The following is a 13576-nucleotide window of genomic DNA, read 5'->3' as shown; positions in this document are numbered from 1 at the left end:
TGATATATTAACTTTAGATTAAATGTTGATTACAGTATTGTGAATTTCGTTATTTTTTGAGCTAATTTTTAAATTAATTTCATTGATAATGTAAAAATATAGAAATAATTCTACGAAAAATAATGCATTTCGTAGAAAAAAATAAAGAATATTGTAGAAAATTTTCTACATATTATGATTTATAGGTAAATCATGCTATATAGGTTTGGTACAGCTTAATGAGGTCTGCTAAATTTTTTGTTTTAAGTTTGATATGAATCCTTTTTTTATAGGTACTGATGGTAGGCATCTGGATATTCATTTTATTCGAGATTTCTAAATTGCCGTTACCCTGTACCATTAAAATAAAAATCTCATATTCCCTCACAGATAAATTTTTTATAGAATCTAAGGGAGACTGTTGAAGCAATTGCTGTACAATAGACGGGGGATAGTAAAACCCTTCCGAAAATATTTTATTGACAGCATCAGAGATTTCCTCAGATTTGCTTAGCTTACTGATGTATCCGTTGGCGCCCGCTTTTATATACTGTACCGCTACCTCTTCTTCATAAGCAGAGAATATCAGTATTTTTATGGTGGGGTCCAGTGCTTTAATTTCGGAGATCATTTTTTTGTTTTTGCTTTCCGGCATGTTAATATCCAAAATAACAAGATCATATTTCTTTCCGGAGATTTTTTCCAGAGCTTCCGGATAATCTTCAGCCTGGTCTATTACGACATCCTGGATTCTTGATTCTAAAATCATGCTTGTTCCTATCAGAACAATGTCGTGATCATCAGCAATAAGAATATTCTTAATCATCTTTTTTATTTGTTAAAATCAGTTTAAATGAAGTTCCTTTTAATTTATTTTTTTTGAATACAATTTTTCCTTCGATCATTTGAAGCAGTTGCAGGACAAGGTGAAGGCCCATTCCATATTTTTGAAGTAATAATTTTTCGTTTTCAATATTATCCTGAAGTTTTGTATAATATTCTATTTTCTTTTCATCCATTCCGATGCCCGTATCTGTTATCAATAGGATGATGGTATCGCCTTCCACACTGCTATCTATGGTGATGGTACCATTCTTAGTGAATTTTACAGAATTATCCAGAAGGTTGTGGATAATTGCAGACAGTATATTCTTACTGATCCATGCCCGTATCGCCTTGTCTACATTATTGATAATTACAGTATGATGGTTTTCTGCTATGGCATTAAAAAGCACCCTTTTTTCATCTATCAGATGATATAAGGAATAGAGTTCTGTTTTGTTGGATCGGTGGTGTGTATAAATATCCGCATATTCTTTTAAGGTAATGGTGAAATTGTATAACTGATCCGAGGACTTGTAAATAGAATTCAGGATTTTTTCACTTTGCTGTCCGCTTAATTCATTCTGATTCAGGGCCTCTTTTGCTGTAAGTGCAATAAATTTCACGGGGGTTGTAATATCGTGGGTAATAGTTCCGATAAGTTTTTTTTGCTGTTCAATTTCTTTATGAAGCTTTATTTTTGTAATCTTCAGCTTTTCAACAGTATCGGAAAGACTTTTTGTACGGGAATTGACTATTTCTTCCAGTTCATGATTTTTCTTTTTCAGAAAACGTATTCTCCACCTTACCACTATGTATAATAAGAGCAGTATGATGGAAGAAATAAATAATTTAAACCACAGCGTCTGGTAAAAATAGGGAGGAATGATAATTTTGATTTTTTTATAAATATATTTTCCATCGTCGGAAACCAGAATTCTTACTACAAAAGAATGATTTCCATAGGAAAGATTTGAAATGGAAAATTTTCCGTCCTTTCCTATAGATTCCCATCGGGAATTAGGTATTCCGCTAAGCTTTGCTTCTACAACTAGATTGTCAGGGTTTGAATAATAGGGTATATCAATGAAAATATCAATACGATTGCATTCCGGTTTTAGATTCAGTACCTTATCGAAATATTGTTCTTTGTTGTCAATAATAGCTCTTTCTATGTAAATGTTTTCCGGATAATAGCTTTTTATTTTCATCGGATCGAAGAAAACCAAGCCATCTAAAGAAGGAAGTACAAATTCCCCATTTTGTAGCCTGGTACCACAGATATTACTACCTCCATTGAATTCGTTGGTTTTAAAGCCTGAATCTTTTGAAAACCGATAATAATTAACTTTGAATTGTCTGTTCTGAACATATTGAAGCAGCTGGCTTTCAAGAACCTTGTAAAGCCCATTGTTGGTAGGAATCCAGAAAAAACCGTGTGAATCTTCCAAAATGGTATGGGAAGAAGAAATAGTGTTATTGGTATCATAGGGCATTTTGATCAGACGATTATTTTTCAGTAGATAGAGCCCTTTTCCTAAAGTGGTTATCCAGAAATTACCGTCTTTTGATTTTATAATACTGCGGATGGATAATTCATTACCGGGATTTAAATTGAGTATTTTATTTGTTTTCAACGATACTTTATATAATCCCTTTATAGTTCCTACCAGAATGTGATCCTCATCAAACTTCAGGAATTTAGAAGGCTCATTATTAAAAAAAAATCTTTTTTGTACAGATTTGAAAGACAGGTCTTTATAAATCAATAGGTTTCCACTGTATTCGGTAGTTCCATCCTTTTTTTGATGTAGTTCCAAGGCATAATACCTGTTGGCATCAAAAAAAAAGTCTATCAAAATGAAATTTTTCTTTGAAATAATTTCCTTAAAAGATGTTTTCTTCTGATATATGACCAAGTCATTTGCCTTGCGGGCAATAAGATTTTTCTTCTCGTCATAAGCCATGAAGAACGGGGTGATGCTTTCAAAACTTTTATTCTCAACGAGCCCGTTATGATCATAGCTCTCTCCAAAAGTCGTAATGACTGAAGATTTAGTGTAGGGAAGGGTGGCGTAAAAAACTGACTCTGGCTTTGATGAATGTCTCTGAAGTGTAGTAAAATCCGGAAAGCTGATCACCTGCAGACCATTGGTGCTGCTTCCGAGATAAAGTTTATGGTAAGATTTGTCATAATATACACTTATTATATTTTCTGCAATATGGTCTAGCTGCGCCAGTTTTGATATGTTGAATTTATTTTGTTCATAGAGACACCTGTAAATGCTGTTCCTGTTGACTATAAAAACCTGATTATTAATTCTGCTCCAGTAGATTTTACTATGTATATCAGTCAGTAAAGGTTCATTATAATAATCGACAACTTTTCCCTTTTCTATTTTCTGGATATTTTTTGCCTGATTGTCAATAAAGAATACTGAAGAATTGATTACAAATATTCTGGCAGCGTTCTTATAGAATGTTTTAATAGCTAGATTCTTTTCTTTTTGAGAAACAGTATCAATGTATTTCAGGGAATTTTCTTTTATAAAATAAGTACCATCTGTAAGCTGAAAATAAAGACTCAGGCCTGGGGATGTAGTATAGCTGTAATTGGACCCATATAAAAAGTAATTGGTGTGGTCTTTAAATATAAAATTTGATTTTTTTTTAAATGAGTTGATGACCTTAGGGGACTTTCGGTGTATAAGTACTGTTCTTCCGTAATCTGCTGTAGTATAAATGCTGTCTTTTTCGGGATGCCCGTAGAAGTACATAAATCGCTGACTGTTTAATGGAAGATTCTTGTAAACCAAAAATTTCATGCCATCATACCTCACAATTCCGTTTTCAGTGGTCAGCCATATAAAGCCGTATTTGTCTTTTATAATATCTTTTACGCTGTTCTGTGGAAGACCATTGTCTGTATTATATAACTGTATACTATAGTGTTGAGTGTAAATAATAGAAAAAATAAAGAGAAGAAGAACGGAAGTATATTTTTTCACAAACTTTTGTTTAATTTTTTCACAAAGTTATTACCAAATATGTAATAATAGCAAAAATAAAAGGTTTTTTATCCATCATTGATAAAAATACATGAATAATAACATTGCCTTTACTTAACATTATAATGATAATGCGATGGATGGTTTGAATTGTAGATCATATACAGAAGCGTAATTTGGATAAAACATAAGTTTGTAAAAATATTCCAAAAATTATTTGCAGGTATCATTTAAATACTTACTTTTGTACCGCTTCAAAAAAGGGGGATTGGCGCAGTTGGCTAGCGCGTTTGACTGGCAGTCAAAAGGTCACGGGTTCGAATCCCGTATTCTCCACTTCGTGTAATTGAAGAAGTCTTCAAAATACGCTAAAAGCTGATTAATCCTGCAAAATTCATTTTTGCAGGATTTTTTTATGTTAGCAATCGTATAATTTTCAAATAAGCTCACAAAGTTTGTGGCAAAATCGTGGTAATTTTAATAAAAAATGGTAACGATTTAATTATAATAATTTGATTGTTAGTATATAAATGTCTTTATCAACTTGGTTCAAAGCATCTTTAGTTCGATTTTTAGAAACATTTAAAATGTTGGATTATGTTAGAGCAAGTTATAGCCTCTTTTATTTTTTAAAGAGTACAAAAAAACAAAACAGTTCGTACAGTGTATGTAAGGTTTACCGTAGATGGTATACCTAAAGAAGCTTCAACAAGAAGGCAATGGGATATCAATAGATGGGATCAGAAAGAAGGTAAAGCAATTGGAACCAAGGAAGACGTAAAGACATTAAACGCTTTCCTTGAATCATTGACAACCAAAGTCAACAGTTATAAAACAGAACTTTTTAACAAAGGAATTCCTGTTTCTTCAGTAGACCTGATTAATTTTATAAATGGTCGTTCAATAAAGCGTAATAAAGTTCTTGAAGAGTTCCTTGATCTTAAAAGATCTCCTTTATTCTCCAGGTCATTTCCATTGCTTCCTGCCATCATGAATTTGAAAAGTAGTCCAATATTGAAATGAGATTATTGAAATTCTCTTTTTGATCCAGCAGTTCCCTATAATCGGTTAATAAAGCTTCACTTATCTTGATGATTTCTTTTAGGGGGGAAAAGACCTTTGGTTAATCTGGCATTTGAACTTTTCCGTTCTTCTGTGTAATAGTCTAGGCTTAGTTTGCTACGATTTTGCAACAATATTTTTATTGTCTTCAAAGCGCAATTGCGGAAAAGGAGGAGTTTGCACCTGCCAATTTTCTGGGAACCAAACTACAAGTTTTGTAATGCTATATGAGATTGGTTACGCTAAATCAAATTTCTAATTTATTGATTTACAAAACAATGATGTTAAACTACACTAGCCAATATTTATTTTTATTCATTAATGATTACTAAGAAAGAAATGTGAATTGTTAATCCATTATCTTTTCCTCCACTAAAATCAATTTCACCGTTAAGAACCTTAACCAGCTTTTTCACATTTTTCAAGCCATTTCCTAATAGCTGGTCCTTTTCCATTCCAACACCATTATCTTGGTAGAAAACATCAACCTGATTGCCAGAACGTGTAAATCTCCATAAAACCTGAGTTGCACCACTATGTTTTTGCATATTGACCATTAGTTCTTGCATGATGGTTTTCAGTTTATATTCCTTTTGTTTATCTATATTTGCCCAAATTTGCTTTGTGTTGCCTACTAGGATTATTTTAATACTATCATTGGCAAAGGATGTAAGCAAATCAGACAAAGTATCATGGAATTTCGGCTGCACAAAATCCGATTTATCATATGCGATATCACGGGATTTTTCGTAGATGTTTTCTAAACCATCCAGAACCTTTTCCCGATCTATTTCTATACCATCTTCAATTTCTATCATTAGACTATAAATTGAGTTAGCAACGATGTCATGTACCTTTTTTGAAATCCTAAGCTGATTTTCTTTTAAAAGCGAGTCCGCTAAAGCCTTTCTATTCACCAATAATGGCATTTTGCTAAATAAAGATCCTTTATCAAATATTGGTTTTGTACCAAGTTTAGGTTTCTTTATTATCGGCTCATCATAGACTAAGTGTAAAAGTTCAAGGTACCGCTGCTCGAATAATTTATCCTCCCGCATATCCAGAAAAACTAATGGCTGTAAGACTCTTGGTATTGAGTTCTTAGCGTCACCGTCTCTCAATACCGGAATAAATTTCTCGTTTGAAGACAACTCTGCTGCAATTTCATTCGACATAATCTGATATTCATAACCTATCCCGCCTGACCTAGTATCAGCCTTTACTTTATAACCGCTCGACATTATCAGAATAACCTTTTTACATGATTCTATTTTTTCCATAAAATGGTGATGATTTGATCCGACTTTTAAATCATAACGGTCAAAACACAGATCAACACCGTCCGAAGTTAATCGGTTTGCCAATTCCAGAACCCATTCCTTGTGCGGCTCGTTGTCCCAACTATATTGTAAGAATACTTTCAACTTATTATTATTATTATTATTATTATTATTATTATTATTATTTATTTTTTTGTTAAACGGGTTCTGCGTACAACTTTTTTTCAATTTATTCACATGATTTACTGACGCATTATTTACTAAAAAATTATATCTGCTCAGTCTCTAATTAACAGTATATCTTGTACCATTATCTAGTAAACCCTTAAACCTGTCTTTCGAACGCCTCTTCCAGTTCACGTTCAACCAAATCAGATTTACTAGGATCAAGATCTTTTTTTATCACTCTCTTTACCATAGCAGTAATGGTACTCCACGTCATCTTGGGATTGTCAAAATCGCCTTACCGTCACTCCAAACCTTTTCAATTTCATATCAACCCACTTACGGTTGTATGTTTCAGAACCAATTAAAACGACCAAGCAACTTTTGTATCGTAAATTTTCTTCTATCCAGCTTTTAATGAACCTGTCGCCATTCCGCTTGATATGTTTCCATTCGTTGGGAGTTACCGGTTTGTTTTCCTCTATGGCCCCCTATATTTCTTATTTGTTGAACCCTAAATACGTCATTGTCATAGTGAAAACAATAGAATATTTGTCTCTTCAGCATATTTATAATTTTTGCAAGATATTAACTGCTTTTAGTGTATTGTTGATAATATCATCTTGTGATGCACCTACTATTCCAAGTTTCTCAATTGCTTTGTAAAGCTCAGCATTATCAGGATAGTATGTGCTTAGGTCAGTTGTCACTTTATCCCATAATTTTTTAGATACCCCGCCCGTAACACCAACAGGGATGGGAACGACACCATTAGATAAACATATTTCAAATTCCTCCCACATTCCGTCAGCATCTATTACATCAGTTCCGTCAAGTTTATTCCCAAAAACAAAAATCGCAATTCCAGAGTTTGAAATCATTTCATTTCGGTAAGTGGTTCTCAGTACTTCAAGGCTAAGTGTTTCAGTTGGCAATTGTGGAAATGGACGAAGAAGCAACAAGTCATCAAGGTTTCTATAATTAGATTTTAGTTTGAAATCCAATGCTCCATTAATGATTGTGCTCCCAATTCCCAGACCATAACCTGAAATAATCTTATACTGTTTTTCGGCAAGTTTGTAGCTTAATGAATGAAGCAGTTTTATAGCCTCCACCTCAGAAAATGGTGAATATTCATGGGCCGATCCCGAAATAAAAATATTTCTTCTTTTAATTCTTTTTTCAATTTCCGACAGTATCGAAGTAATATAATGATATTCTTTAATCATCACAGCATGAATACCATATCTTCGCAGATCTTCTACCTTCAGTTCTTGTTTGATCTTTGCATATAGGTAATCCTCATTGTTTTTCGCATCTGTTTTTTCGGGATCTTTAAAGTCGGGTTCCGATATCTCCCTAAAAAAACAGTAATGAGTCGGCGTATCGTCTTTTAGTAGGATTTTGATCCTACTAAGGATATAATCCAGATTTGGGTCGTCAAAACTAAATCCTATAAACAAGAAAGTTTTAGATAATAAATCTCCCCTCAATGCGGTAGAAAACAATTCTTTTTTATCGTTATAGGTCTCGTAGTCGTCTTTTATCAGGACTGCTTCATCAGGAGAATCCTTATCTCCATGCATCTTATAAACGATCGCGTTCTTTCTTTTGATATTGCTTGAAAAATCTTCGTTTCTTATTTTTTTCTCAACTGTTTTTCCTTCGCTCTCTAAAGTCTTTTCAATAAGCTGGTCATAGTTTGTAGTCCAGTAAGTATCAATTTCCGTTCTGGCAAGTATTTTATGGTTTTCGCTTCCTTCTTTAAGCGAGGTAAATTCGTTTTTTATTTTATTGTTGATCTTTCCTCGCTTAAACTTATTAAAATGATACTGTGCAATTGATAATAGGTCGTGTTCTTTGTTAATGTCCAGTTTCAGTTCCCAGGCCAAGTCTCTTAGAAGTTCTTTCCAATTAACGAAACCGACAGGTGCAGAAAAACCTGCACCTGCAAATATTGCGGCATCACCATTATTGATTTCTGTTATAAACGTGTTTATAAATGTCCGTTGTTCAGAGGTAAATTCCATTTTATTTTTGTTTTAGCCAATCGGCAAGTTTAATTTTTGTGTTGTTAAATTCAACATAATAAGTCCCAGTACTAAAGAGGTATTCTGAAGTAATTATAGTATAAATGCTAAGTTATTCAGATCCGCTAAAACTATTATTTTCACTATTTGTAATTGCCATAACCACTATATTTTTAAAGTATTTCTGTGCACCTCCGTATCCAAGCTCCCAGTTGCACCATTTAGAAACAATGGCTGCTTCAGTAGCCAACAAAATAAACTTATCGTTCTGTTTTATTTTACCTTTAATCCTTGTAGCGATTGAACAATTTGTATTTTGAGGCATTCCATTGTCCAGCCAATCAACGTAGACATCAACCCCCAGTTTATTCAATAAAGTAATTACTTGTTTGATTATTTCCGTTTCATCATGCTTATAAGGCTGAACTTAAAGCGTATTATTATCAATTTTTCCTCCAACAATTCTCTCATAAATCTTCAAGACATCTGTTGGCAATGCTTGTCCTTGATAAAAGTCATCCCCTTTAGGGTCAAGATCATGGTCAATCATTATCCTTAAACATGCTTCAGTAATATACCATCCCATATCTTGGTTATGGAAATCCATAATCGGTTTTGCGGTATAGGGTAAAGCAGTATAATCCCCTAAATTATTGTTCGTTGTTGTCCAGCGACAAAAGTTCAGAATGATTGGTATAATTTTAAAGCCTGGATCAGCTTTTTTCCGTTCAAAAGCTTTCTTAATCTCATGCTCATGAATATACTCCGTTTTCATAAAATTTGGACTAACCATAAAACAGACAATGTCTGATTCTTCGAAATGTTTTTGGATTTCTTCATTCCAGGCAGAGCCTGCTTCAAGTGCACTGCAATACCAGTGCGAAACTTTACCATCTCTTTGCAATGCCGAAAGATGTTCAATGAATTTGTTAACTAATGTAAGATCCTGCTTGGAGTACGATATGAATATTTTTTTCATTCTTAACGGAGATTTTAAGTATTTTCTGAAAGATTGTAATTTATAATATTTATTTTCAAAGTGAAAAACTGCATTTTGATGCTCTTCATTTTCATGAATAATTTCTAATGGTACAAATTTTTCACCTTTTTCATCCGGTACTAATTTGGTCACCCTGATTCCTGTATTGATCGAATCAATATACTTTACAATTTCGTTGACAAATTCTTCTCCTGTACCTTTTAGCGCAAAAACGTCAAGGAGCGCACATTGATCATCTTTGTTCCACGGAACAAACTTTACCATGATAATATCCTTGCAATTTTCATTTTTCACCAATATTCCATTCTTCCAATAGTAGAACGAACTATCATCACTGGTCTCACTTAATGTCTTTGCGCCATATTCATGAAAGAAATCCAAAATGATACTTTTGTGGATGAACGTTTTATATTTATAGCGGTACGTAGGTCTTTCAAATAATTCCTCAAATAATTTTATACTTTTAGGAGGCTCATCCGGAAGGTAAAGCGGGGCGATATAAGATTTTTTACTGGAAATCGGATGTTTAAAGAGAATCTTAAAATGTAGCATTAGCTTAATAACTTCACTTACTGCATTAGCAGATTGACTTTCACCTAAAGTCTTTGCAATGGCATTTTTACTTATTTCACCATTGTTCCTGTCAATCTCAAGTAGGATTTTCGTTAAATCATTTAGTATCTTCCCTTGATTTAAAAATATCCTATCTTTTAGCTGATCGTTTTCAGGATAATAAAGGCACAGGCCAATATCAGATAAAAACGATGCAAAGACTTTAGCATCCTCCAATGAAAAAAATACCTTATCTTTTTGTTTTTTAGACCTTCCAACTAATTCTGGAAGTGCTTTTATAATTGAATTGCAGTAAGCACAGAATTCGCTATCAGAAAAACTGTCTTGAAAATTTTGATTTTCAATATTCTGTTTAATATAGTTCCAAGTTCCTAGATACTGACTGTTTAATATTTCAAGGCTGTTAAAAATATCAAATAAAGTATTTTTTGAACGCGTAAGACCTTTATTTGAAAAAAGTGAGATCTGATCAAAGTCATAAATTTTGGGGTAAGTTCCTTTTAGGCTTTCTTCATTTATAAATAATTTTTCCTTTTGAGAATCAACTTTGTTTTGCAGAACCAAGATGTTTTCCTCTTCCTCATACAAAATTTCCGAATCATCATCTATAATATCAATTAATACTTTGGAACTATCAGGAATCCATTTTTTTTTTAACATATAGGTTACTTTAAATTGGTCATTACGTTCTTCTAAAATTTTTGTTACTATATTCTTTGGTTGATTTATCTTTTTTTTATTTGTATGATACCTTATAGAATCTAGCCAGTATTCAAGCGGAAAGGTTTCAATCTCCACTTCCTGTTCTTCACCTCCTTTTTGTCTTTGATTAACTACTTGTTTACCAAAATCGTTGGAAGACCGATCCCAAAGTAATACATAAGCTGTTCTATTAGTAAAAAATAGATGATGCGTTTCGTGATAATATTCCTGTCCACCAAAATCAAAAACTCTAATGGTATAATCTTTCCCTTTAATGCTGGTTTTCCAGATCCCAAAATCTAACCAATGAGTGGTAGCCAAATTTTTATCTACTTTGTTAGTTTTTAGCCAACCGACAAACGTAGATTTACCAACATTACTATTTCCCACCAGAATAAGTTTGATATCGGAATTTAGATAGGGATTAAGCTGGATATTTTTTTCTGCTTCAAGTTGTGTAAAATACGCCAGCACATTGCTTTTACCTTTAGAAACAACTTCTGCTGGCGGAATTGACAAAGGATTATTGGCTATGCTGATAGTGCTATTCTCCCACTGCGAATCAACAATATCAAGTCTACTTATTAATTCTATTATTGGGCTTAAATCTGTAATCTGGTTAGAGTGAAGATCAACTAATGAAAGAACAGATTCTCCAACTAAAAAGTCAAGATTATCTATTCTATTATTACTTAAATAGAGGATTGTTAATTTTGGAAAACAGGTAATTTCCGGAAAATATTTAATTTGGTTATTATTAATATGTAAATACTTTAAATTAATTAAGTCCGCTAGCGGTTGAGCCGTTTGTATTTCATTATTACTCAAATTTAAAGCGATAATTTTTTTTAGCTTTGACAATGGAGTTATATCATTGATATACCACCTTGAAAAGTAATTTGATCTATTCCTTTTTGGATCGTTCCAGTTACCCCCCGCAATTAGAACCTTAAGATTTTGTAGCTTGCCTATTTCCTCTGGAAAACCAAATAAAATATTGGGTTCTAAATGATTATTACTTGTTCTATGCTTCAAATGTGTTCCATCATATTCGCCCCACTCATTGCTCAATATTAATTCCTCCAGATGTACATTTTGAAACAATTCCTTGAGATTCTTTAAACTAGTCAATCCGCAATTACCCAAATCAAGTATTGGATTTTGTGTTTCATAGTTTTCCTTTATTAATTTTTTAGCATATAACAGAGAATCTGGATGGGAATTGATGATAATCTGCCTTATTATAGTACTGAACTCATTTAAATATTCAAATGCATCATGAGCTGGCCTAGGTGGAAGAGAAACGAAGTACTCAATAAACGGTAATACATTCATCAAATGGCTTTTACCTTTCCTTAGGTTAGACTCTGCAGTAGGTGGATAGACAAAAATTACTGTACATGTATCCGACAGAATTTTTAAAAAATTAATTTCATCTTCAGAAATCTTCCAGAATTCTTTCCCTATAGAATCTGGAACAAAAATTACAATACTATCTATTTTTATAGAAGCAAAATTAGAAAGCGTATAATCTTTTATTTCAACCTCAATACTTATATTATTATGTGTATTTATGGTCCAATCAGATCCCACATATCTATCGTCAAGGTAGTGATTTCTTGAGAACATGATTTCTTCAAATACTTTTCTGATAAAATTCTTGCCTGGACCAGGATTGCCTAATACATATAGGTTTCGTTTTACAATATTCATTGGTTACTTAAGTTGATATGCTATTGATTATGGCATAGCTTGTAGATGGCATCATGCGTCGGAAGCTCGATATCATTGTTCACCATAGAATTTGGTGTGCTTAATCATAATAGGGCATATTAGTTTTTTCAGCTACAATTTAATATTTTTTATTGAGAAACGACAAATGTTAATATAGCTTATGAAATACAATCTGAAAGACCAAGAAAATCTTGCGGTCAGATGGCTTTTCCCCCAAAGGTCAGACCGTACTTTTCTCTGAACAGGTTCGCAAATTGCCGTTCGCTGAGATCCCAACCGATTTTGAGTACAACTTCGCTAATTGTTAGAAAGGGATCTTCAACTTTAAACCGGCGGGCAAGCTCAATCTTCTTTACAATAAGATAATCCCGTGCCGTAGTACCAGTCTCCAGTTTGAAATCCCTCTTAAATTTTGATAATGAAATCTTGAAAGGCTTCCTAAGTTCGTCAATCCCATTCACAGGAATATCAACAGTACCCTGCTTTATCTGTTCAATAATTCTCTCAGTATAAGCCATAATATTTTTTCTAGCAGATTAGTAATACTCAAAATTATTACTTTGCTGTTTATCATAAAAGGTGATACGGGGCCAATTTAGGAAAGTTGAATTCATAGTAAAACTCTGCACTGGAAAACAGGAAAAAATAAATCAGATCTTATGGCCATAACATGGACTGAAATAGCTACAGTATTTTTCTCCCCAATGAATTGTCATTCCTCAAAACACAAAATCTCTGGAAGGCCCGGAGATAAAAAACACAAATGATGAAAAAAAAAATATTTCGATTCGCAAATTAAGCAATTGGTTCAATTTTCAATGCTAATAAAAACACAAAATTCTTTACCCTAACATAATAGATTTGTGTGTGCAGATATAAAACTTAATAAAGATTAAGCTCAATTTAAATTTAATGCATCATAACTACACAGAAGTGTGACATTCTTTTTTAGTATCATACTGAGTACAGCCCTGTCATTATGAAATGGAAAATGACGTGTCCCGTCTGATTAATCCTTCGAAATTCATTTTTGCAGGATTTTTTTATGTTAGCAATCGTATAATTTTCAAATAAGCTCATAAAGTTTGTGGTAAAATCGTGGTAATTAATAAATTTTGAAAAACAAAATTTAATCCGATTTAATTAATTTATTATCAATATATTATTTGCTTTAATGATTGGGTTCAAAGGATCTTTAGTTCGACTTTTATAAACTTTATA

General features: G+C 32.8%; 8 protein-coding genes, 1 tRNA gene and 1 pseudogene. 2 read left to right on the top strand and 8 right to left on the bottom strand.

Annotation, left to right across the window (positions count from 1 at the left end):
• Positions 1-190: 190 nt before the first annotated feature.
• Complete coding sequence (locus DRF57_RS13665; RefSeq protein ID WP_115919095.1) at positions 191-805, bottom strand: response regulator transcription factor; 615 nt, start codon at positions 803-805, stop codon at positions 191-193.
• Positions 798-3809, bottom strand: coding sequence for a ligand-binding sensor domain-containing protein (locus tag DRF57_RS13660; protein ID WP_115919093.1), 3012 nt, complete (start codon positions 3807-3809; stop codon positions 798-800). The genes DRF57_RS13665 and DRF57_RS13660 overlap by 8 nt, the downstream gene beginning before the upstream one ends.
• A 262-nt stretch (positions 3810-4071) precedes the next feature.
• Here DRF57_RS13660 and DRF57_RS13655 point away from each other — a divergent pair.
• A tRNA-Ala gene (locus DRF57_RS13655) sits at positions 4072-4145 on the top strand.
• A gap of 327 nt (positions 4146-4472) precedes the next feature.
• On the top strand, positions 4473-4832 hold the full coding sequence (locus tag DRF57_RS13650) for an Arm DNA-binding domain-containing protein (RefSeq protein WP_115919091.1): 360 nt from the start codon (positions 4473-4475) through the stop codon (positions 4830-4832).
• Between the two features lie 350 nt (positions 4833-5182).
• On the opposite strand, the gene DRF57_RS13645 is transcribed toward DRF57_RS13650, so the two are convergent.
• The 6 genes and pseudogenes from DRF57_RS13645 to DRF57_RS13620 all read right to left on the bottom strand — a co-directional run bounded on the left by DRF57_RS13645 (position 5183) and on the right by DRF57_RS13620 (position 12873).
• Complete coding sequence (locus tag DRF57_RS13645; protein ID WP_157969893.1) at positions 5183-6388, bottom strand: TIR domain-containing protein; 1206 nt, start codon at positions 6386-6388, stop codon at positions 5183-5185.
• A gap of 215 nt (positions 6389-6603) precedes the next feature.
• A complete protein-coding gene (locus DRF57_RS24220) occupies positions 6604-6801 on the bottom strand; it encodes a TIR domain-containing protein (protein ID WP_206607193.1) in 198 nt (65 codons plus the stop codon).
• 84 nt (positions 6802-6885) lie between these two features.
• Entirely contained in the window at positions 6886-8346 is a 1461-nt protein-coding gene (locus DRF57_RS13635; RefSeq protein WP_115919087.1) for an SIR2 family protein, read from the bottom strand.
• Positions 8347-8458: 112 nt separating this feature from the next.
• Positions 8459-8752 (bottom strand): annotated as a pseudogene (locus DRF57_RS13630) (TIR domain-containing protein); the annotation flags it as partial.
• A 21-nt stretch (positions 8753-8773) separates the two neighbouring features.
• Positions 8774-12334, bottom strand: a complete 3561-nt coding sequence (locus tag DRF57_RS13625) for a TIR domain-containing protein (protein WP_115919083.1) — start codon at positions 12332-12334, stop codon at positions 8774-8776.
• A gap of 218 nt (positions 12335-12552) precedes the next feature.
• A complete protein-coding gene (locus DRF57_RS13620; RefSeq protein WP_115919081.1) occupies positions 12553-12873 on the bottom strand; it encodes a helix-turn-helix domain-containing protein in 321 nt (106 codons plus the stop codon).
• Positions 12874-13576: the final 703 nt, after the last annotated feature.

The sequence above is a fragment of the Chryseobacterium rhizosphaerae genome (genome assembly GCF_003385455.1).
Taxonomy (GTDB): domain Bacteria; phylum Bacteroidota; class Bacteroidia; order Flavobacteriales; family Weeksellaceae; genus Chryseobacterium; species Chryseobacterium rhizosphaerae.
This window is presented reverse-complemented; position numbering and strand designations above follow the sequence as displayed.